General features: G+C 33.3%; 20 protein-coding genes. 6 read left to right on the top strand and 14 right to left on the bottom strand.

Annotated features, from left to right (window positions below):
- Positions 1-53: 53 nt before the first annotated feature.
- The 7 genes from BUC29_RS09825 to BUC29_RS09855 all read right to left on the bottom strand — a co-directional run bounded on the left by BUC29_RS09825 (position 54) and on the right by BUC29_RS09855 (position 7091).
- On the bottom strand, positions 54-410 hold the full coding sequence (locus tag BUC29_RS09825; protein WP_073415760.1) for a hypothetical protein: 357 nt from the start codon (positions 408-410) through the stop codon (positions 54-56).
- A 165-nt stretch (positions 411-575) separates the two neighbouring features.
- The gene (locus tag BUC29_RS09830; RefSeq protein ID WP_073415762.1) at positions 576-1490 is read right to left on the bottom strand and encodes an alpha/beta fold hydrolase; all 915 of its coding nucleotides are present in this window, start codon (positions 1488-1490) and stop codon (positions 576-578) included.
- The gene (locus BUC29_RS09835; RefSeq protein WP_073415765.1) at positions 1490-2773 is read right to left on the bottom strand and encodes an MFS transporter; all 1284 of its coding nucleotides are present in this window, start codon (positions 2771-2773) and stop codon (positions 1490-1492) included. Before BUC29_RS09835 ends, BUC29_RS09830 begins: the two co-directional genes overlap by 1 nt.
- On the bottom strand, positions 2760-4463 hold the full coding sequence (recJ, locus tag BUC29_RS09840; protein WP_073415767.1) for a single-stranded-DNA-specific exonuclease RecJ: 1704 nt from the start codon (positions 4461-4463) through the stop codon (positions 2760-2762). Before recJ ends, BUC29_RS09835 begins: the two co-directional genes overlap by 14 nt.
- Positions 4464-4798: 335 nt before the next feature.
- Complete coding sequence (locus tag BUC29_RS09845) at positions 4799-5143, bottom strand: HopJ type III effector protein (RefSeq protein WP_073415769.1); 345 nt, start codon at positions 5141-5143, stop codon at positions 4799-4801.
- A 117-nt stretch (positions 5144-5260) separates the two neighbouring features.
- The gene (rsmI, locus tag BUC29_RS09850; protein WP_073415771.1) at positions 5261-5983 is read right to left on the bottom strand and encodes a 16S rRNA (cytidine(1402)-2'-O)-methyltransferase; all 723 of its coding nucleotides are present in this window, start codon (positions 5981-5983) and stop codon (positions 5261-5263) included.
- Between the two features lie 115 nt (positions 5984-6098).
- The gene (locus BUC29_RS09855) at positions 6099-7091 is read right to left on the bottom strand and encodes a hypothetical protein (protein WP_073415773.1); all 993 of its coding nucleotides are present in this window, start codon (positions 7089-7091) and stop codon (positions 6099-6101) included.
- A 245-nt stretch (positions 7092-7336) separates the two neighbouring features.
- Here BUC29_RS09855 and BUC29_RS09860 point away from each other — a divergent pair, with 245 nt between their 5' ends.
- Together BUC29_RS09860 and BUC29_RS09865 are read left to right on the top strand one after the other, a co-directional pair.
- The gene (locus BUC29_RS09860; protein WP_073416020.1) at positions 7337-7927 is read left to right on the top strand and encodes a thymidine kinase; all 591 of its coding nucleotides are present in this window, start codon (positions 7337-7339) and stop codon (positions 7925-7927) included.
- Between the two features lie 35 nt (positions 7928-7962).
- Complete coding sequence (locus BUC29_RS09865) at positions 7963-8382, top strand: hypothetical protein (RefSeq protein ID WP_073415775.1); 420 nt, start codon at positions 7963-7965, stop codon at positions 8380-8382.
- Between the two features lie 276 nt (positions 8383-8658).
- Here the strand turns inward: BUC29_RS09865 and rpoN are convergent, their stop codons facing one another.
- The 5 genes from rpoN to BUC29_RS09890 all read right to left on the bottom strand — a co-directional run bounded on the left by rpoN (position 8659) and on the right by BUC29_RS09890 (position 15126).
- The gene (gene rpoN, locus BUC29_RS09870) at positions 8659-10119 is read right to left on the bottom strand and encodes an RNA polymerase factor sigma-54 (protein WP_073415777.1); all 1461 of its coding nucleotides are present in this window, start codon (positions 10117-10119) and stop codon (positions 8659-8661) included.
- Between the two features lie 137 nt (positions 10120-10256).
- Complete coding sequence (gene asnS / locus BUC29_RS09875; RefSeq protein ID WP_073416022.1) at positions 10257-11702, bottom strand: asparagine--tRNA ligase; 1446 nt, start codon at positions 11700-11702, stop codon at positions 10257-10259.
- 126 nt (positions 11703-11828) lie between these two features.
- Positions 11829-12149, bottom strand: coding sequence for a hypothetical protein (locus BUC29_RS09880; protein ID WP_139260462.1), 321 nt, complete (start codon positions 12147-12149; stop codon positions 11829-11831).
- Positions 12150-12193: 44 nt separating this feature from the next.
- Positions 12194-12715, bottom strand: coding sequence for a hypothetical protein (locus tag BUC29_RS09885; RefSeq protein ID WP_073415782.1), 522 nt, complete (start codon positions 12713-12715; stop codon positions 12194-12196).
- A 44-nt stretch (positions 12716-12759) separates the two neighbouring features.
- Positions 12760-15126: an efflux RND transporter permease subunit gene (locus BUC29_RS09890; protein WP_073415784.1), complete on the bottom strand. Its 2367-nt coding sequence runs from the start codon at positions 15124-15126 to the stop codon at positions 12760-12762.
- Positions 15127-15307: 181 nt separating this feature from the next.
- Between BUC29_RS09890 and BUC29_RS09895 the strand changes: the two genes are divergently transcribed.
- From BUC29_RS09895 to BUC29_RS09910, 4 genes are all read left to right on the top strand, one after another.
- Entirely contained in the window at positions 15308-15637 is a 330-nt protein-coding gene (locus BUC29_RS09895; protein ID WP_073415786.1) for a DMT family transporter, read from the top strand.
- A 102-nt stretch (positions 15638-15739) separates the two neighbouring features.
- Entirely contained in the window at positions 15740-16501 is a 762-nt protein-coding gene (locus tag BUC29_RS09900) for a sensor histidine kinase (RefSeq protein WP_073415788.1), read from the top strand.
- Entirely contained in the window at positions 16464-17183 is a 720-nt protein-coding gene (locus BUC29_RS09905) for a LytR/AlgR family response regulator transcription factor (protein WP_073415790.1), read from the top strand. The genes BUC29_RS09900 and BUC29_RS09905 overlap by 38 nt, the downstream gene beginning before the upstream one ends.
- A gap of 308 nt (positions 17184-17491) precedes the next feature.
- Positions 17492-19762, top strand: a complete 2271-nt coding sequence (locus tag BUC29_RS09910; RefSeq protein ID WP_073415793.1) for a cation:proton antiporter — start codon at positions 17492-17494, stop codon at positions 19760-19762.
- A 374-nt stretch (positions 19763-20136) separates the two neighbouring features.
- Here the strand turns inward: BUC29_RS09910 and BUC29_RS09915 are convergent, their stop codons facing one another.
- Both BUC29_RS09915 and frr read right to left on the bottom strand, forming a co-directional pair.
- Positions 20137-22632 (bottom strand): DUF5686 family protein, encoded by a 2496-nt coding sequence (locus tag BUC29_RS09915; RefSeq protein ID WP_073415795.1) that lies wholly within the window; start codon positions 22630-22632, stop codon positions 20137-20139.
- 119 nt (positions 22633-22751) lie between these two features.
- Complete coding sequence (frr, locus tag BUC29_RS09920; protein WP_073415798.1) at positions 22752-23315, bottom strand: ribosome recycling factor; 564 nt, start codon at positions 23313-23315, stop codon at positions 22752-22754.
- Positions 23316-23384: the final 69 nt, after the last annotated feature.

Consider the following 23384-nt stretch of genomic DNA (forward strand, 5'->3'; position numbering starts at 1 on the left):
CAATCAAAATATATTTCAATAATGAAAAAATGGTGTTAAAACATTAAATGTTTCTAGTTTAAACCCGATCCAAAGATATATTCATCTAATTCGATTTTAAATAAAGAACCTTCAACTAAATCCTTAATAGATTTTAATTCGGTCATAGAAACGGCTAAATCTATTGATGAACAAGGTGTTTTCAATAAAAATTTATGGCAGGAATATTTCATCTCACAATTTTCACAACACGTGTTTTCGATCATGCTGTCTTCGATTAAATCACAAAAATGATTCAATTCCGGAACAGTAAAGTAAAAACCTGTTTCTTTAAAAACCAGTTGTACCTTGTCTAAAATAATTTGATTATTTTGTTTCCAGTAAAAGGCAATTCCAAAGTTGTTGTGGTATATCTGTTCTATTTCTCTCATCGCAAATCCTTTTATTTCAACAAATATAAATATTATTTATATTAATTCTAAATAAAAAAATCATAAAAAATGAAAAAATATTGAACCATATAAGTGATATAAGATAATTTAGTTTGTCTTCAGTTTTTTATTAAATGAGCTTATATCACTTATGTGGTTAAAAAACTATTTAAGCCATTTTTTTATTTGAGACAGGAATTCAACTTGTTGATCAACAAAAAGATAATGCGAGCAATTGTCTAGGTAAGCAAAATGATCTTTACCTGTTATTTCTTTAAGTGATTTAATTTGTGCTGATGAAAAAATGCCGTCATCTTTTCCGTAAATTCCAAAAATAGGAATTCCTGACGCTTTGATTATCTTTAAAATTGGACGCGTGTCAATGTTGTTTTGTTTTTCGTTTTGATAAAAAAGCAAAGGCGCATTTTTGTTGCGAATATTGTTTTTATAGAATTCACTAGCCTCATAATCGGCATATAATTTTTTTGAAGCTTTGGTTGGTTTTGGCATTTTAAAATAACCTTCATCACTTGCCAAATCAAAACAATGTTTTCTATATCCTGCAGAATGTTTATCCAATTTTTCTACGTAATCGATTTTATTGTGCGTTTTAGAATCATAATAATGGATCTTTTTTATAGAATTTAAGATATGATCGTAAGTTTCTTGTTGAGAAAATAATGCTCCAGCCAAAACCAAAGCACTTACTTTCTCAGGATATTTATTCGTGTATAGTGTCGCAACCAAACCACCAAAACTATGACCAAGTAAAATAGCTTTCTTTAAATGGTATTTTTTATAAATGGAATTCAAATCATGAAAAGCTTCTGCATACGTAAATTTTGCATCAGGATCTGTAGATCTTCCTTCGCCGCGGCGATCGTAAGCAATAACATAAAAACCCTTATCGGCCAGATTTTGAGCTGTTGTTCCTTCGAATAAAGTTGCATTACCGCTTGGACCGCCGTGAATGAAAATTATTGTTTTATTCTTTTCGCTTCCGTAAGTCTTTATATAGAGGTTTTGTCCGTTTACGAAAAAGGAAATTACGAGAAATAAAGAAATAAAAAGTGATTTCATTACTCCTGATTATGATGATCGTCCATATCTTTTTGAAGATCTAAATTTCTAAAAGTAGGAGATATAAATCCAAAACCTAAAACAGTCAAAAGCGTAACACTTCCTCCAAAAATTACAGAAGTTACAGCACCCATTAATTTGGCAGTTGCACCGCTTTCAAAAGCACCTAATTCATTTGAAGATCCAACAAAAATTGAATTTACAGCACCAACGCGTCCGCGCATGTGATCCGGAGTTTTAAGCTGTAAAATCGTTTGGCGGATAACTACAGAAATTCCGTCAGCCAATCCGCTCAGGAATAAAGCGAAAACCGAGAGCCAGAAATAAGTAGAAAAACCAAATAGAATAATCGATAATCCAAAAACGAAAATGGCTGCCAAAAGTTTTTTTCCTGCATTTTTATATAAAGGCACATAAGCAGAAACAAGCATTGTTATAAAGGAACCAACCGCTGGAGCAGCTCTCAATATTCCGAAACCTTCAGAACCTACTTTTAAAATATCCTGAGCAAAAACAGGTAATAATGCTACTGCGCCTCCAAAAAGTACAGCAATCATGTCAAGCGATAAAGCTCCTAGAACAACTTGATTTCTAAATACAAAAGTTAGACCCTCTGTAAGACTGTCTTTTATTGATTCTCCAATCTTCGGATTTATAATAGGTTTCGCGCTGATTTGTGATAAAGCAATTAGGGAAACAATAGAAAAACCGAAAACCAGACACATTGACCAGTGAACGCCGATCCAGTTAATTGAAAATCCGGCCAGAGCAGGTCCCATAACCGCTCCAATCTGCCAGACAGAACTGCTCCAGGTTGCAGCATTTGGATATACTTTTTTTGGAATAATAAGCGATAGAAGAGAGAAAATTGTTGGTCCAAGAAAAGAACGTACCAATCCGCCAAAAAACACTAAGGCGTATATTGAATATAAAATAACATGAGAAGACCAGCCGCCAACAACTTTTGGCCACGTCAATAAAAACAAGCCAAAACTAATTAGTGAAAATCCCAGAATACATTTTACCAATAATCCTTTCTTTTCACTTTGATCTACAATATGTCCTGCAAATAAAGACATACAAACGGCAGGAACAACTTCCATTAGACCAATAATTCCCAGCGAAAGCGGATCTTTTGTTAAGCTGTAAACTTCCCATTCGATTACTATAAACTGCATAGACCATGCAAAAACCATGGCAAAACGCAATAGTAAAAATACGTTGAATTCTCTGTAACGCAACGCCTGATATGGATCAGGTTTGTTTGATTTAATTTCTTCCATTTGTTCTAATGTCTTTCAGCATAAGCTGTGTTGAAATATTTCCGTTCCATTCATTTTCGGCAATTGTATACGCCAGCTGAAACGAATTTTGATTTTGTGCTATATTTAATTTTTTTCCGAGTCCAAAGCCAATTGCGGCAATTCCGTCAGAGTTGTTTTGTTTTACAAAAAGTCTCAGATGTTCTTCGTCTGCACCCAGAGTTTTGGCATAACCAGTATCTTTTACATCCGAAGTCATAAAAACCGGAGTCATATTTTGCGGTCCAAAAGGTTCAAATTGTTTTAAAATCCGAATGAGTTTTGGTGTAATATCAGAGAAATCAATTTCAGCATCGATTTCAATTTCCGGAGTTCGCATTTCGGGCTGAATGGTTTCACGTACACATTTCTCAAAAGCTTCTTTAAAAAGGTGGTAATTCTCGGCTTTTAAAGTCATTCCGGCAGCGTACATATGTCCTCCAAATTGTTCCAAATGTTCTGAACAGGCATCGAGTGCATTATAAACATCAAAACCTTTTACAGATCGGGCAGAAGCTGCATATTTGTCGCCGCTTTTAGTAAAAACCAAAGTTGGGCGGTAATAGGTTTCAATTAATCTCGAAGCTACAATTCCGATAACGCCTTTATGCCAGTCTTCCTGAAAAACTACAGTAGAAAAACGTTCTTCTTCCTGATTTTCTAAAATCTGCTGAAAAGCTTCTTTAGTAATTTTTTTATCTAAATCTTTTCGGTCTGCATTATATTGTTCAATTTCAGATGCAAATTGCTGTGCTTGTTCAAAATCAAATTCAGTTAAAAGTTCGACAGCATGATTTCCGTGTTTGATTCTTCCGGCTGCATTAATTCTTGGAGAAATAATAAAAACAACATCAGAAATATCTAAAACTTTCTTTTTTACCTGATGAACAAGGGCTTTAATTCCCGGTCTGGGGTTGCTGTTAATAACTTTTAAACCGAAATATGCCAGAACACGATTTTCTCCCGTAATCGGAACAATATCGGCTGCAATTGCCGTAGCAACCAAATCCAGATACGGAACTAAATCTTCGATTGTTTCATTTCGATTTTGGCCCAAAGCTTGAATCAGTTTAAAACCAACTCCGCAGCCGCACAATTCGTCATATGGATAATTGCAATCTTCTCTTTTCGGATCGAGAATCGCAATAGCATCTGGAAGAATTTCGCCCGGACGGTGGTGATCGCAAACAATAAAGTCTATGTTTTTGGCTTTCGCGTAAGCGATATGATCAATCGATTTGATTCCGCAGTCAAGAGCAATAATTAAGGAAATTCCATTATCGTCAGCATAATCAATTCCTTTATATGAAATTCCGTAACCTTCGTCATAACGATCAGGAATGTAAGCAGCAATGTGTGGATAATGTGATTTTAAATAAGATGAAACCAAAGAAACCGCCGTTGTTCCGTCGACATCATAATCGCCAAAAACTAGAATATTTTCCTGATTTTCGATGGCGCGTTCAATTCTGGCAACTGCTTTATCCATATCTTTCATCAAATATGGATCATGAAGATGTTCTAATGACGGACGAAAGAAATTTTTAGCGTCTTCAAAAGTTTCAATGCCACGCTGAATCAAAAGCGTTGCTACAAAATCTTCTACATTTAATGCTTTCGCTAAATGTTTGATTTTTTCCTCAGAAGGTTTTGGTTTTAATGTCCAACGCATTTTTTAATTGTAGATTTTAGATTTTAGATTTCAGATTCGTGAAATCATTTAATCTGGTAGGTGAATTTTTTTAAAAACACATAGAATCATAGCTAATTGGAAACTTTAAAAAAGGCGTTTCACTTGCATAAATTCACATAGCTCTATGTGTTAGAAACTAGTTTCTTTCTAATTTCTTTTATTAAAAAACAAAATCTATGTTTCTATGTGTTTATTTTTTTTTCTAATCAGTCTCGATGGTCATCGAAAGTGACAGAACTATTCGGTTTTTTAACTTTGTCAAAGTTTCAAACTTTGAGAAAGTTTTTTAGAATCTAGATTTCAGCAATCTAAAATTATTTAGCTTCTAAAGCTTTTCCTTCAAACTTAATTCCGTCCCAGCCTAAGTTGATGAAATTTCTAATATTTTGGTGATTTGTTCCGTTTGGATCGCCTAAAACTTCTTCAAAATAAAAAGCTCCGAAGCAAGCTAAAGTTTCTTCTTTGCTTAAGTTTTGCAATTTCGCGAAAGAAAATAATTTACAAGAGCCGGAATTTTCTCCGGCAGCATTATGCTGTGTTCCGTTTTGAAAAGCGGTAGGCGTAAAATTGTAATTTTCTTCGATTACGGCAATCGTTTCTGGAAATGTTATTTGTGTTGGAGTTTGTTTTACTTTTTCTAAAAAGGCTTGTATACTCATGATTTATTCTTTAATTATATTTTTTGGTTCATATTGTCAGTTCGAGCGTAGTCGAGAACCAAATGTGCATCTCGACTACGCTCGATGTGACAAATGGAGTTGAACTAACATTATTTTTTATTCTTCTTCTTCGTCCTTAGAATACTTACTTTTCTTAGCTTCTTTTTCTATTGTTTTTCCAGCAACCACAACCACGATTTCGCCGCGTGGCGCTGTTTTTTCAAAATGCGCGAGAACTTCTTTTGCTGTTCCACGTACATTTTCTTCGTGTAATTTTGATAATTCTCTTGAAACGCAGACTTGTCTTTCTTCTCCAAAATACTGAATAAATTCGCTAAGAGTTTTAACGAGTTTATGTGGAGAAACGTATAAAATCATCGTTCGGGTTTCTTCGGCTAAAGCCAAAAAACGAGTCTGACGTCCTTTTTTGTCAGGCAGAAAACCTTCAAAAACAAATTTATCATTTGGAAGTCCGCTGTTTACCAATGCCGGAACAAAAGCCGTGGCACCCGGAAGACATTCTACTTCAATTTTATTTTCGACACAAGCGCGGGTCAACAAAAATCCGGGATCTGAAATTGCAGGAGTTCCCGCATCTGAAATTAAAGCGATAGTTTCGCCGGCTTTCAAACGTGCAATTAAGTTTTCGGTAGTTTTATGTTCATTATGCATATGATGGCTGTGCATGTGCGTGCCAATTTCAAAATGCTTCAATAGTTTTCCGCTTGTGCGGGTGTCTTCTGCCAAAATCAAATCGACTTCTTTCAAAACCCGAATGGCTCTGAAAGTCATGTCTTCAAGATTGCCAATTGGCGTTGGAACGATATATAATTTTGACATATTTTAGTTTAATAATTTAAACACGAATTGCACTAATTAGCACAGATTTTTGATGCTTGTAAAATTGCACGAAGCAAATGAATTAGTGTTAATTCGTGTAATTTGTGTTTGTTTTTTAAGCGAATTTCTTTTCAATAATTCCAAGAAAACGTTCTGCGTAATCGTCTTTTCCTTCCCAATTATTATAGTCCGGTTTTACCATGTTTTCAATAAAATCCTTTGCTTCTGTATAAGAATCAAAAGTCATTAACTGATTTAAAACTCTGCTGTAATCTTCAGTGCTGTTTCCGAAAAGATTTTTTGTAAAGGCAATTCTATCGTTTAAATCAATATGAAAACCTTTTGCTAATTTCTCATTTAATGAAACTGATTTTGTTTCTTTTGGAGTTTCTAAAACAGGAAAATCTAAACTTTTTTTCTCTTTTAAATCATTGTTTAAAGAAGAAACAGGCTCAAAACTATCTACTTTTACAAATTGTGTGTCAGCATAATTGATTCCGAAATCTTCAAATGCAATCGGAATTGGAGTTGCTTTTGATTCTGTTTTAGGCTCTTCTTTAACTTCTGCTTTTATTTCTGTTGTATCCAATTCAAAAGCAGGTTTAAAGTTTGGAATTGGGTTTGACTCATTTATTGTTGTAAATGAAGGTTCTTCGATATTGTTTTTTGAATCTTCAGTTTTTTCAACATTTTCAATAATTTCCGGCTGAGGAATTTCTGCAATAATTGGTTCTTCTGTTTTTTCTTCAAAAGGTATTTCAACAGTTTCCAAAACAGTTTCTTTTGGTGTTTCTGCAATTACTTCTTCAATAACAGGAGTTTCAGGAGATTCTGCAGTTTTAACTTCTTCAACTGCTGGAGTTTCGGCAATTGTTTCAGATGAAACTTCTTCTTCTTTGTTGAAAATAGTTTCGATTTCAGTGCTGATTTCGCTGTGGCTGATTGTTGGTTTTACTTCGTCGAAATTTTCATCAACAAATTTTAAAATCGCTAATTTCTCGTATAATTTCTGAGTTTCAAGATATAATTGATTGATATCGGATTTGTTTTTTAGCTTTAAAATTCGATGTGCAATGCTGATTAAATCGGCTTCCAATTTTTTTTTCATAACTGTTGAAATTATAGTGAATAAGGTATTTTAGTGTATTTGATGCTTGAATGTCTTTATTCTTAAATAAATCTGAAAGATATTTTAAAGATGTTTTTTATTTCTGTTAATAAGCGTTTGCCAATCTCCGATTTGATAAAATTTTTCTACTTTTGAAAAAATGTAAAACAACACATTTTTACGTCGATTTATTACCAGTACAAAGTAATAAAAACTATTCATTTTTAAAGGCAGAAAAATACAAAATGTTTCTCGAAAATACAGTAAATCACAAAGAACAATTTGGTTGGATTGAAGTTATTTGTGGGTCAATGTTTTCGGGTAAAACCGAGGAGTTAATCCGCAGATTAAAACGCGCACAGTTTGCCAAACAAAAAGTTGAAATTTTTAAACCCGCTATTGATACCCGTTATCATGACGAATTGGTTGTGTCTCACGATGCTAATGAAATTCGCTCAACTCCTGTTCCGGCTGCAGCTAATATTGCTATTTTGGCCCAGGGCTGTGATGTTATTGGTATTGATGAAGCTCAGTTTTTTGATGATGAAATTGTTAGTGTTTGTAATGATCTTGCCAATCAGGGAATACGTGTAATAGTTGCAGGACTTGATATGGATTTTAAAGGAAATCCTTTTGGACCAATGCCCGCGCTTATGGCTACTGCCGAATATGTTACAAAAGTTCACGCTGTTTGTACCAGAACAGGAAATCTTGCCAATTACAGTTTCCGTAAAACCGATAATGATAAACTGGTAATGCTTGGTGAAACCGAAGAGTACGAGCCGCTGAGCCGTGCAGCGTATTTTAAAGCAATGAAAAAAAATCAGGGAAAATAAAGTTTAATTAATAACCAATACAAGAAAAGCAAAGTATGAGAAAACAAAATATCTTACTAGTAGTTGTCATTGGGATTGCCATAATTTTAGCTGTTTTTTTTCAATTTTTTCTTTCTGAAAAAGCTGATGAGGTAAATACAGAAATAACAGAATTGGTTGAAAAATATAATAAAAGCTGTCCGTTAAAAATTCAGGAAGGTATTCGTTTAGATAGTGTTAGTCTGCATCCTGAAAGAGTTGTTCAGTATAATTTGACATTGTTGAATGTAGAAAAAGAAACTGCTGAAATTAATATTATACAAGATGAAATCCAGAAGAGTCTTTTAAGTACTGCAAAAGCAAATCCCGGACTTCAGGTTTTTAGAGATAATGATTATACTTTAAATTATAGTTACAGCGACAAAAAGAAAGCATTTTTGTTTGATGTAAAAATATTACCTGATCAGTATAAATAATTTAGCGTTTTTAAGCGTTGCTAAACCCGACAGGTTTTTAACCTGTCGGGTTTGTTTTTATATATGTGGGATATTAAACTGGACTGAAGTCCAGCTCTACAAAATAATTCGTTCCTTCGGAAGGCTAAAGAACCTTCGGCTCGATTCATATTGTAGCGCTGGACTTCAGTCCAGCTTATGTATAAATATAAAAAAAAATAACCCGACGAGACTTAAAAGCCTTATCGGGTTATTTTTTTAAATGAACTTATATCTCTTATATGGTTTAAAAAAAACTTAGATTTTCTTTCTCATTCTCGCTACTGGAATATCCAATTGTTCACGATATTTTGCAATAGTTCTTCTCGCAATCGGATAGCCTTTTTCTTTTAAGATTTCTGCCAATTGATCGTCTGGAAGAGGTTTTCGTTTGTCTTCTTCTTCAATTGTATTCTTAAGAATTTTTTTAATTTCTAAGGTTGAAACATCTTCACCCTGATCATTTTTCATGGCTTCAGAAAAGAACTCTTTAATCAGTTTGGTTCCGTATGGCGTTTCTACATATTTACTGTTTGCCACACGCGAAATCGTAGAAATATCCAAACCAACCATATCCGCAATGTCTTTTAAGATCATTGGTTTCAATTTGGTTTCGTCACCGTCTAAGAAATATTCTTCCTGATAATGCATAATTGCATTCATCGTTACAAAAAGTGTTTCCTGACGCTGTCTGATCGCATCAATAAACCATTTTGCCGAATCCAGTTTTTGTTTGATAAACTGAACAGCATCTTTCTGCGCAGTCGATTTATCTTTAGATTCTTTGTATGTCTGCATCATTTCCTGATAATCTTTAGAAACGTGCAAAGAAGGGGCATTTCTGCCGTTTAAAGTCAATTCCAGTTCACCATCTACAATTCTGATAGCGAAATCCGGAACTACATTTTCAGTAACTTTGTTATTTCCTGCAAAAGAACCGCCCGGTTTTGGGTTTAACCTTTCGATTTCGTGAATCGCTTTTTTAAGCTGTTCGTTAGAAACGCTGTATTTTTGTAAAAGTTTATCGTAATGTTTTTTTGTAAAAGCATCAAACTGATTTTCGATAATATCAATTGCTAAATCAACATATTCAGTTGGAGTTTTATGTTTTAACTGAAGCAGTAAACATTCCTGTAAATCACGCGCGCCAACTCCTGAAGGTTCAAGCTCATGAATTACTGTTAGCATTTTTTCTACCATTGCTTCATCAGTATAAATTCCCTGAGTAAAAGCCATGTCATCTACAATATCCGGAATGCTTCTGCGGATATAACCCATATCATCAATACTTCCTACAAGAAACTCAGCAATTTCGCGTTCTTCATCGTTTAAAATAAAAGTATTAAGCTGATTGATTAGATCCTGATGAAAACTTATCGGAGCTGCAAAAGGCGTTTCGCGTTCTTCATCATCACTGTAATTATTTACCTGAGTTTTGTAATCGGGCGTATCGTCGTCGCTTAAATATTCATCAATGTTAATGTCGTCTGCTTCGATTCTGTCTGATTCTGCATCATCATAATCATCGTAGTCATCATTAGCATATTCATCAGCTTCGTATTCGTCTTCTTTACCCGCTTCAAGAGCCGGATTTTCGTTCATTTCTTCTAATAAACGCTGTTCAAAAGCTTGCGTAGGCAATTGAATTAACTTCATCAGCTGAATTTGCTGTGGAGATAATTTTTGGGATAATTTTAAATTTAAAAATTGCTTTAGCATTTGTTTTTGTTAAAAGTTTCAAGTTTCAAGTTTCAGGTTGCAGAACGTGCCACAACTTGAAACTTGAAACCTGAAACAAATATTATTATTTAGTTCAAGTTCCAACAACTTGAAACCTGAAACTTTTTAAACCTTTTTTAGAACTCAGCACTTCCAGGAGTTCTTGGGAAAGGAATTACGTCTCTAATGTTTGTCATTCCAGTTACAAACAATACCAGACGCTCAAAACCTAAACCGAAACCTGCGTGAGTTGCCGATCCAAATCTTCTGGTGTCTAAATACCAGTATAATTCTTCTTTATCAATTCCAAGTTTTTCCATTTTCTCAACAAGAACATCGTAACGCTCTTCTCTTTCAGAACCACCAACGATTTCACCAATTCCAGGGAAAAGGATATCCATTGCACGAACTGTTTCTCTTCCTGGCTCTGTGTTGTCGTTCAAACGCATGTAAAACGCTTTAATGTTTGCTGGGTAATCGTATAAAATTACTGGGCATTTAAAGTGTTTTTCTACTAAATAACGCTCGTGCTCTGATTGCAAATCAGCTCCCCATTCGTTGATTAAATATTGGAATTTCTTCTTTTTATTTGGAGTTGAATCTCTTAAAATATCAATTGCTTCAGTATAAGAAACACGTTTGAAGTTGTTTTCTAAAACAAAGTTCAGTTTCTCTAACAAACTCATTTCGCTTCTTTCCGCCTGTGGTTTAGATTTTTCTTCTTCTAAAAGTCTTCCTTCCAAGAATTTCAAATCATCCTGACAATTATCTAAAGCATATTTAATAACGTACTGAATAAAATCTTCAGCCAAATCCATGTTATCGTCAAGATCGTTGAAAGCCACTTCTGGCTCGATCATCCAGAATTCTGCCAAGTGGCGAGAAGTGTTTGAATTTTCAGCTCTAAACGTTGGTCCAAAAGTATAAATCTGACCCAAAGCCATTGCAAAAGTTTCTCCTTCTAATTGTCCAGAAACGGTTAAGTTGGTATGTTTTCCGAAGAAATCTTTTTTGAAATCAATGTTTCCTTCTTCGTTTTTAGGAAGGTTATCCAATGGCAAAGAAGTTACTTGGAACATTTCTCCAGCACCTTCAGCATCAGCTCCAGTAATAATTGGTGTGTTTACGTAAACGAAACCTTTATCCTGAAAATATTTGTGAACTGCATAAGACAATACCGAACGCACACGCATAATCGCACCAAAAGCATTTGTACGTACGCGCAAGTGAGCGTTTTCACGTAAAAATTCTAAAGAGTGTTTTTTAGGCTGCATTGGGAATTTCTCAGCATCAGAATCTCCAAGAATTTCAAGTTTGTTCACCTGAATTTCATATTTCTGACCCGCACCTTTACTTTCAACCAAAGTTCCAATTACAGAAACCGCCGCTCCAGTTGTGATTCTTTTTAAAGTCTCTTCTGGTGTATTTTCAAAATCAACAACACATTGAATATTATTAATGGTAGAACCGTCATTAAGCGCGATGAACTGATTATTTCTAAAAGTTCTCACCCATCCTTTTGCATTCACTTCCTGTAACGTCGTCGTACTGTTTAATAAGTCTTTAACCTTTGTGTGTCTCATTTTAATTTTAGATTTATAGATTGCTGGTTTTAAATTAAAATAAAACCAGTGTTTTTTTATATCGAATTGCAAATATAAACGATAATAATTAATTTTTGAAGCTGTTTTGCCTCCTTGTAAAATATCTTAAGGTTTAAGAAAATCATCAATAAATTCGTTTATTCCAGACGAACTTTCTCTTACTGCATCATATAAATCATTTAATGAATATTCATATGGAAATTCAAATGTGCAGTTGCCATCATTATCTATCAATTCAAATCTAATTCGTTCACTCCAATAATATTCATATTCATCAGTAAAATGTTTAGTATTGTATTTATATAATCTAAATGATTTTTCTTTTATGGTCGTACTATAGGCTAAATCGACTAATCTCTCAATTCCGTCAGGAAGTATTGGAGTATGAAAAGATTCTTGCCATGAAATTTGACCCTTTTTAGTCATTTTGATTAATTCAAGGATAAATAAAGATATTTTGTTTTTAGGCATCATGATATAAGTGATTTAGCGTAATCTTTTTTTAATTCTTCTAAAGAGGTTATTAGTCCAGATAGTTTTACATAATAATCATTCATTGTGTCTTCATTAAATTCTGATATATCAATGATATAATTAAGTAGCTTTTGTGTGGTATTTAAATTTGCCAGATTTTCGGGCAATTTTTCAATTTTTACAGCTTCTTTTATTAAAGATTTTGTGTTTTTTATGTCTTTTTTTGGTAATTTTTTCTTTATACTTTTTGCAACTTCTTCTGATTTTTTTACCTCTATTTTTAATTCTGTTTTTTTATTATCAAAATCAGAAATTAAATCAGAAATATTCTTTGAAATTTTTTTTAAGTCAGAAATATGTCCTTGAGATCTAGTCTGAAAAAGATGTTTTTTATTAAAATCAGATATCCTTTTATCAAGAAAAAAAACTTTAATAGCTGTAAAAATTGTTATTATAAAGCCGATTGATTCTAGCCAATTTGCTGCGCTATCTACAAAAGTTTTAATTGTTTGATACATTATAATTTAAATTTTAATAATATTTACACGGCTAGTTTTAAAGCCTACTTTTCCAAATTCTCCAATTCCTCTTTCTTAGTTTTCTTCTTCTCAAAAGTCAAAACCAGTGAAGGCAAAACAACCAAATTCGCAAACATAGCAAAAGCCAAAGTACAAGAAATTAATCCTCCCAAAGCAATTGTTCCGCTGAAGCTTGACAACGTGAAAGTCGCAAAACCTAAAATCAAAACTACAGAAGTATAAAAAGTACTAATTCCGGTTTCTCTTAAAGCACTGAAAACAGATTTCTTCACTTTTCCGCCGCTTTGAAGCAAGTCATGTCGATACTTCGCCATAAACTGAATCGCATTATCAACCGAGATTCCGAAAGCGATACTAAATACTAAAATTGTAGACGGTTTCAACGGAATTCCAAAATAGCCCATTAATCCTGATGTAATACAAAGTGGTAAAACGTTTGTAATTACCGATGCCATCACCATTTTGAAGGAACGGAATAAATACAACATTAAAACGGCAATTACTAAAATTGCAAAAATCAAGGATTCAATCAAATTGTCTACTAAGTATGAAGTTCCTTTTTGAAAAACCAATGCTTTTCCGGTAACGGTAACTTCAAAACGGTCTTTCGGGAAAATTTCATCAATTTTGGCATGTAATTTTTTTTCTACTTTTGCCATTTCATCGGTTCCAATATCTTTCATGAAAGTGGTGATTCGGGCATATTGTCCAGTCGAGTCAACGTAAGCTTTCATTAAATTTTCTTTGCTGTTTTTCGTCGCATTTTTAGCATAACTTAAAATGAAAGTCTGCTCCTGCGAAGTTGGCAGTTGATAATATTCAGGATTTCCGTTGTAGAAAGCCTGTTTAGAATATTTAACCAAATTCACGATTGAAACCGGTTTTGCCAATTCCGGGATTTCAGCAATTGTGTTTTGAAGTTCATCCATTTTACGAATTGTAGAAGCCTTCATAACACCTTTTTTCTTTTTGGTATCAATCATGATTTCCAGCGGCATAACCCCATTAAATTCTTTTTCGTAAAATAAAATGTCTTTAAAGAAAGAAGCACTTTTTGGCATTTCACCAATTAAACTTCCGGAAACTTTCATTTGCGAAACGCCAATTATGCTGAAAACCAAAAGTAAACCATAAACGATGTAAACGTATCTGCGTTTTGATTTTACCAGATTTTCAACAACATTTAATAAAGTCGAAATGTATGTTTTAGTCAAATGATATAAATGCTTTTCTTTTGGCAAAGGCATAAAGCTGTATACAATTGGCACTATAAAAAGCGTCAACAAATAAACAGAAATAACATTGATAGAAGTTACCAGACCAAACTCAAAAAGTAAATCATTTCCGGTAATCATAAATGTAGCAAAACCAATTGCAGTAGTTAAGTTTGTCATTAAAGTCGAGACTCCAATTTTTGAAATAACACGCTGTAATGCTTTTGCCTGATTGTTATGTAATTTAATTTCCTGCTGGTATTTATTAATAAGGAAAATACAGTTTGTAATTCCGATAACGATAATCAGCGGTGGAATAATTGCTGTTAAAATCGTGATTTTATAACCAAATAATCCAAGTGTTCCAAACGACCAGATTACACCAACAATTAAAATACAAATCGAAATAAATGTGGCACGGAAGGAACGGAAAAAGAAAAAGAAAATTAATGAAACGGTCAATAAAGCAGCACCAATAAAAAGGCCAATTTCGCCTTTCATATCGGCCGCATTAATCGTTCTGATGTATGGCATTCCCGAAACTTTAAGATCAATCCCCGTAGTTTTTTCGAATTTATCGATTTTCGGAACCAGATTTTCAAGAATAAATGTTTTTCTTTCGGCAGTATTTACCAGTTTTTTATTGATATAAATGGCAGAACGTACGCTTCCGCTTTCTTTATTAAACAATAAGCCTTCGTAAAAAGGGAGATTATTGAACAAGTCATGTTGAACGCTTTTTAAATAAGCCGGATCTAAAACTTTACTTTGATCGATAAAAGGGGTTAAAACAAATTTTTCATTAACGGTATCTTTTTCCAGTTTTTTTAAATCATTTAAGGAAACAACCAGATCAACTTCTTTAGATTTTTTTAAACCCGTCATTAACTCATTCCAGGCCGCATAATTTTTTGGAGTGAAAAAGTTTTTATCCTGAAAACCAATAACAACCAGATTTCCTTCTTCGCCAAATTTGTCTAAGAATTTTTGATATTCTTTGTTTGCAATATGATCTTTAGGAAGCAGGTTTGCTTCTGTATAAGTCATAGAAAGGTTTTTCCATTGGTAACCAAGGAAAATAGTTAATGCAGAAAGAATAACCAGAATTGTAATTCTGTTTTTAAGTATAATTCGGGCTAATTTCTCCCAAAATCCAACTTGAATAGCGTTTTTCATAAAATCTTTAAAAATGGTTGCAAATGTAGTGAAAACTGCTCAAAATCATAAATAATAGATTGTATTTTACTTAATGTTAACATAATTCTGAAGGTTTATTTTCTGTGATATTTTTCTTGCTTTTTGCTGTTTAATCGTTAGGTTTTCTCATATTTGCACTTAATTTAAAAATGAAAAGAAAATGAACTGGATTTTATTGATTATTGCCGGACTATTTGAAGTTGGATTTGCGTCGTGTCTAGGAAAAGCAAAGGAAACAACAGGAATCGTATCAACTTACTGGATGATTGGTTTTTTTGTTTGTCTCTCTATCAGTATGATTTTATTGTATAAAGCAACACAAATTTTGCCAATCGGAACCGCTTATGCTGTTTGGACAGGAATTGGCGCAGTTGGGACTGTTTTGGTTGGGATTTTTATTTTTAAAGAACCGGCAGCTTTTTGGAGAATATTTTTTCTTACTACATTAATTGCATCAATTATTGGATTGAAATTCGTTTCAAGTCATTAATAAAATATATGCCACAGATTACACAGATCTAAGGATTTTTTCATTAAATAATTATTTTTAATCTGTGTAATCTGTGGCAAAAAAACTTAACCATTCTAAACAATGCAGGAAAACAATACCACAACTTTTATATTTCTAGCGATTCTTTTACTATTGATTGTCATAATTTGTTTTATGATTTATCAATTAATGCAGGCCAAAAAATCAAAAGAAGATGCTGAAAAAAGCTTTTATGCACTTGAGGCAAAAGTGAATGATTTACAGTTAGAAAATTTAGAGTCAAAACTGAACCCGCATTTGTTTAAGAATATTTTAAATTCTATTCAGTCGCATGCCTACCAGACTTATTTTGCTTTAGATAAACTGGCCAATGTTCTGGATTATATTTTATACGAAAGCAAAAAGAAATTTGTCACGGCAAAAGAAGAAATCAATTTTGCACTGAATTTAATAGAAATCAATAAAATCAAGGTTAGTCCGCTTTTTGAACTCAAGATAAAGACTAATATCAATGAAGATGACAAACTGTACGAACAGCCTTTACTTGCGCCGCTGATTTCTATAGATTTAATCGAAAATGCTTTTAAACATGCCAATCTTCAAAGTGCTGATGCCTTCATTTCGGTTGTTTTTGAGTTTAAGGATAATGCTTTTTTTATGACAGTTTCGAATAAAATATCAGACAAAAAAGTGCTGAAAAAGGAACGAAGCGGTTTTGGCCATGCAACTCTCGAACATCGTTTACGTATTATTTACAAAAATAATTTTAAACTTGATAAATTTATAGAAAACGACATTTATATTGCTCATCTAAAAATAGATTTACTTGAATACAAAACTGAAATGCTTGCTACTGGACGATGAGCTTCCGGGATTAACTTATTTGAAAATGCTTTGCGAACAAATTCCCGAACTGGAAATCGTAAAGACATTTAATAATCCGCAGAAACTTTTATCGGATATACCCGAACTCGAATTTGATTTGTTAATTTCTGATATCGAAATGCCGGGAATGGACGGCTTGCATCTAGCCGAAATGCTGAGCGATAAATTAGTAATTTTCTGTACGGCATATAAAGATTATGCAGCAGATGCTTTTAATATCGATGCCGTAGATTATATTACAAAACCTGTAAAACTGGAACGTTTGCAAAAGGCTGTTTCAAAAGCTTTTGAACGTTTTGAGAAACCTGCTTCTTCTAAAAAATTTATTCAGCTAAATACAGATAAAGGAAAAACATTATTGTATTTCAATCAGATTCAATATATAAAAACAGCACCAAGCGACAGCCGCGACAAAACCGTTTTGCTTGCTGATGGAAGTTTCCTGAATTTGAAAAATGTAAAATTCGAAACCCTTTTAAATGAGTTGCCTGAAACTGATTTCTGCCGAATCAACAAAAAAGAAATCATTGCCGTTAAAGCGATAAAATTCTTTAATCATAACGAAATTGTGCTGCATCATCTTGAAGAAAACAATAAAAACACAACCTTAATTTTAAGTGAAACCTATCGTTCTGATTTTTTGAAAAAGGTGAAATTATAATATTCCTGTATCAGAGTCAAAATGCCGTTAGGCACTTAATATCGGTAGATAATACATTTAGAAATTCATTGGCGTGCCGTAGGTACGCAATAACACGACATAGCATACCTACGGCGCGCTGACTTAATTTCTGATTTTATATTATCTACCGATATTAAGTGCCTAACGGCACATATTATCTTATGATTTACTAACTTATTACAAAGTTTTTCCGACTTGTTACATAGATTGAAAATTAGCTCTGAATTTGCTTTTCTACGTAAAACCCACTTCTGATATTTGCTGCAAATAAATCAAAAGAACGAGTTATGAATAACATTAAAAACTCTTTATTCTACGTTACCATTATTGGAGGTTTTACCGCTCTTATTTACTGGGTAATTTCAAAAGGTGCTTCTCTGGAAATTGGGCGTGGTATCGTTAAGAAAAGTGTTGAAAGCAATCATTGGAATGATTTCCTTCATTCTATGGTCGAAAATTTGCAGCATCCGTTGGCTATTTTACTGGCACAAATCGTAACTATTATTTTAGTAGCCCGTTTGTTTGGATGGTTTTTTAGAAAAATCGGACAGCCATCTGTAATCGGAGAAATGATTGCAGGAATTGTTTTAGGACCATCTTTGGTAGGAATGTATTTTCCGGAATTCTCTGCTGCTTTATTTCCAAAAGAATCTTTAGGAAACTTACAATTTTTAAGTCAGATTGGTTTAATCCTTTTTATGTTTGTTATTGGGATGGAACTGGATTTAAAAGTCCTGAAAAATAAAGCGCACGATGCTGTTGTTATCAGCCACGCGAGTATTGTTATTCCGTTTGCACTGGGATTAACTTTAGCTTATTTTATTTATCAGACCTATGCCCCAACAGGAGTTGAATTTTCTTCTTTTGGATTATTTATGGGAATTGCCATGAGTATTACTGCCTTTCCTGTTTTGGCAAGAATCGTCCAGGAGCGCGGTATGCAGAAAACAAAACTCGGAACCATTGCCATAACTTGTGCCGCGGCCGATGATATTACGGCTTGGTGTATTCTTGCAGTTGTAATTGCAATTGTAAAAGCAGGATCTCTTTCAAGTTCGTTATATGTAATCGGAATGGCTATTTTGTATGTAATTATCATGCTAAAAATTGTTCGTCCGTTCTTAAAAAGAGTAGGAGATCTAAATTCTACAAGAGAAAGTCTGAATAAACCAGTCGTTGCAATTTTCTTTATAACATTATTAATCTCGGCATACGCATCAGAGTTAATAGGTATTCATGCATTATTCGGAGCTTTCCTGGCTGGAGCAATAATGCCGGAAAACAATAAATTCAGAAATATATTTATTGAAAAAGTAGAAGATGTTTCTATCATTGTTTTACTCCCATTGTTTTTTGTGTTTACAGGTCTGCGTACACAAATAGGCTTGCTAAATGATCCTCAATTATGGAAAATTACAGGTCTTATTATTTTGGTTGCCGTAATTGGTAAATTTTTTGGAAGTGCTTTGGCAGCTAAATTTATGGGGCAAAACTGGAAAGATAGTTTAGCCATAGGAGCCTTAATGAACACAAGGGGTTTAATGGAACTTGTGGTTTTAAATATTGGTTACGATCTTGGAGTTTTGTCTACAGAAATTTTTACCATGATGGTCATTATGGCTTTAGTTACTACCTTTATGACCGGTCCGGCTTTAGACTTCATTGGTTATATTTTTAAAGATAAAATAACCGCGATTCCTCAGGAAATTGGAAATAAAAGCAAGTATAAAATCCTGCTTTCGTTTGCCACTCCGGAAAGAGGCAAAAAACTTTTGAAAATTGCCAATAGTTTGGTTAAAAAACAACAGGACAATTCGATCGTAACAGCAATGCATTTATCTTTAAGTACAGAGATACATTCGTTTGATGTAAAAGAACACGAACGTAAAATGCTGGTTCCGGTTATCGAAGAATCAAATAAGCTGAACCAAAATATGGTAAGTTTGTTTAAAGTTTCAAATGATATTGATACCGATATTATCGACTCGGCAAATCAGGGTGAATATGATTTATTATTGGTAGGTTTAGGACAATCGATTTTTGATGGAACATTACTTGGAAAAATTCTTGGTTTTACAACCAGAATTGTAAATCCTGATCGTTTGATTGATAAGTTTACCGGAAAAGAAGGTTTGTTTGAAAATAATCCTTTTGACGAAAGAACGCGTCATATTATTACAAAAGCCAAAATGCCGGTGGGTATTTTTATCGATAAAGATTTTGAAGATGTAGATCAGGTTTTTATGCCGGTTTTTAGTAAAGAAGATGCTTTTTTAATTGATTATGCTAAAAAATTAATTAATAATAATGGTTCGCAGATTACAGTTCTTGATGCGAGTGGTGAAGTGAAAAATACACGCGAGATTCAGGAAACTATCCGATCTATCGAGCAAATTGCTCCAAATCATATTATGATTATGCATGACAGAACAATCAAAAAAGAGTTTTTAGAAACCCAAAACTTAATGATTATTAGTTTAGACAGTTGGAAAAAACTAATCGAATCTCAGAGTACATGGTTGAATAATACGCCTTCAGTTTTGATTTTGAAGCCATAAAGGTTTTTGAAAATTACAATTTATTAAATTCCAAATTCCAATTTATGATTGGGGTTTGGGATTTTTTATTTGAGTTTTGTTCGCATTTTTGTCATTCCGAGGAACGAGGAATCTCCGCAAGTAACTCCGCAACGTAAATCCAAACTTTGTAGAGCTTCTCGTGGAGATTCCTCGTTCCTCGGAATGACAAACAGAACGTTTTTATTATTATGGATTATGTTTGTAGAATATAGGACTGTCCTTCGACTTCGCTCAGGAAGGCAAAAAATCCGGAAAGCACTTTGCGCTCTCATTAAAATTTATTTCTTAAAAAACCTTAGCGACCTTTGCGAAAAAACCTTTGCGAACTTTGCGGTTAAATTCTCAATCAAAATCTAAAGCCCCAAATCAAGGACATAAGAAATTTTAACGGCAATATTATCCTCAAACTTCATTAACTGGTTTGGTCCGTAACGATAGAATCCGCCAAGGCCAAAACCTTTGTAGATTTTATTTAATTCAATTCCCGATTCGAAGAAACCTTTATCCAGAGTTTTATAAGTTGGACCAACGTGCTGTTCAGGTTTTTCCATATTTCCCCAAGCCATTCTGGTAACTAATACTAACGAAGGGCGTACTTTTTTCATGATTTTAATTCTGTCGAAGCCATGTTTTACCTGAAAAAATACATATTCACTTGAGAAAAATTCATTAAAAAACATGGTTTCAAAACTGTTTCTTCCGGCAAAAGTAATACGCTGAATAATAGTTTCTTTGGTAAGGTTATTCGGCATTGTGTTATATAAATGCGTAATCGGAACATCGCCCATTGCATAACCACCCTGCAAAAGCAGACTTGTTTTTTGTCCGTTTAAATATTTTTTTTCATATTCGGTTTTGAAATCTATTTTTCCAAAATTAAAATCATTATCCAGAACATTTGGCAGCGACTGTGTATACTGAAAAGTAAATCTAGGAAATCTTTTATCAGATTCTGTTCTTCCGGTTGGAGTTTGCATAAAATCGCTAAATGGCGCCCACACAATAGAAACCATTGCAGTTGTCATAATGTAATTTGAGTACAATTGGTCTTTGTAATAAAAAAGATAATCGAACTTTGGTTCAACATACGTTCTGGCTAATTCTACAACAGCTTCTGTTTTTGGGATAATTTTGGTCTGCAAATTAGCTTTCCAGCTGTTATAATGATAAAATGTACTAATATTGATTGGCCTCGGATCATAAATTTTAAATACACGTTTGTCAACTGCAAAAACAGTACTAGCAATTTCCCGAAGATCATCTGTATACGATCCGTTAATCCATGTGTTTGTGTTTCTGTCTAATAGAAAACCTACGCCTAAATTGTATTTAACAACACCGTCTTTTGTTCCGTAAGCCGTATATCCTTCAATTCTAAAATTTTTAGAAAATTTATCATTTGTTATACCTCCAAGGCCTAATCGAAAACCTTCATAATTATTATAACTGATGATTTTCTTTAAATCGAGATCAACCGGACCAATCGGAATATAGCCATTAATAATTTTTCGGCCAAGTCCTAAACGCTTTTCAATTCTTCGGCTTATTGAAAGACTGTCTAATAGTTGATATGTTTTCTGGCTTTTTTGGTCTAAAGCTTCTTTTCGGTACTGATTCCAGAATTCTTGCGGTTTTTTGCCTGCATCATCTTTAATTTCAATATAAAGCGATGGATTTTTTATTGGAGTTTCGGTATTATAATGAATATCAAAATTGTTGCTTTCAGAAAGTAAATACGTAAAATCTGAAGCGGCTTTTTTCCTTGGTTCAAAATTATCTTCGACATCTCCGTCAAACTGAATCGTTCCGCCGAGAATCTTGATATCGTCGTCATTTTTACCTTTTACAATTTTAAATGTCGTATTGCTCTGAAACCAGACTTTCTCACTCGGTACATAATCAAATTCATGAATTCCGCTAATATCCAAAACGCCTTTTATGCGCATTACAGCTTTTGCAATAGCGAAATTTTGTGAATCAATATATAAAACACCTTCAAGTCCTGATGTTTTTCTTTTATGTTTATTTTTAAAATAAATCATAAAAGTTTCGCGGCCTTTTATGTTTACAGTGTCTAAAAGTTTGTAGTTATAAGTTCCCGGAGCTGTATTCGAAATTGGGTTTTCGTATTTGGTTTCAAAAAGCTCATATTTGTTATCATAAATCGAGATTGACTGCAAATTGAAAGCAATAACTTCATAAATAGGATTTTTAAAACCGGCTATTTTTGTACCCAGAACCGTTTCTTTAAGCTTATTGTTTCCAAACTGGTACTGCGAAACTTTTTCAGTTTGAAACAAATGCTGTTTGCTTATAATTTCTTTGAATTTATAATCAGAAGAATCAATGTTGATTTTCTTTTTATTAAAATCCTTATAAACGGCAGAAGAATCAATTCTTCCATCAATTGAATCCGGATTTGCCGTTACGATTAATTTATTATAGGTTTTGTATTCAAAACTCCTTAATTTTTTCTGCGGATTGTTGTTGTTCTTATTTGCAATAACTTTTTTAATAATCGTTAAAGCAGGATTTTCATTGGAAACAATAACTTCCTTTAAATCGTCTGTTTTTTCAGATAATGAAACGGTGTAAAACTTTTTATTTTCGACTAAAGCAATAATTTTTGTTTGAAAACCAATATACGAAACGGTAAAATTTCCTGATTTTGTTAGAGTTTTAAAAATGAATTTTCCGTCAACATCCGTTATTGTATTGCTATTGTCCGAAGTTGTAATAGTAGCAAAGGGAAGAGGTTTGTTGTTTGAATCGGTTACAATTCCGCTTATTTGAAATTGCGCCTGAATGTTAAGCGTAAAAAATAAAGTCAATAAACAAAATAGCCTCATAGAGAATTATATAGATTCAAAAACGGAAAGAATTTGATTTTGGTATGCAAAAATAAGAATAAAAAAAATCCGTCGGATAATTTTACCAGACGGAATTTTAGAATTTTAGCATCAAGTACTTAAACTTTCATGATTTCAGCTTCTTTAGCAGCTAATAATTCATCAATTTTTTTGATATAAGTATTGGTTAAGTTCTGAACTTCTTCTTCTGCAGATTTACAGATGTCTTCTGAAGTTCCTTCTTTTTCTAATTTTTTAATATCGGTATTTGCATCTTTACGGGAATTACGAACACCAATTTTTGCATCTTCAGCTTCAGCTTTTGCCTGTTTTGCCAAATCGCGACGACGCTCTTCTGTTAAAGGCGGTACGCTGATGATGATAACGTCTCCGTTATTCATTGGGTTAAAACCAATATTAGCAACCAGAATTGCTTTTTCAATGGCTTGTAACATGTTTTTTTCAAAAGGCTGCAAAGTAATAGTTCTTGCATCAGGAACACTGATTTTAGACACTTGAGAAAGTGGTGTAGCCGATCCGTAATAATCAACAAAAACACCTCCAAGCATTGCCGGAGAAGCTTTTCCTGCACGAATGTTTAGAAATTCTTTTTCTAAGTGTGCAATAGAACCGTTCATAGATTCTTCAGTACTTTCTAATATAAAATCGATTTCTTCAGTCATTTTTTTTAGATTTTTAGATTTTTAGAAGGTTAGATTTTTAGACTTAAAATATATTCTTCTAATTTGCTA

This window comes from Flavobacterium defluvii (assembly GCF_900129555.1).
Classification (GTDB): domain Bacteria; phylum Bacteroidota; class Bacteroidia; order Flavobacteriales; family Flavobacteriaceae; genus Flavobacterium; species Flavobacterium defluvii.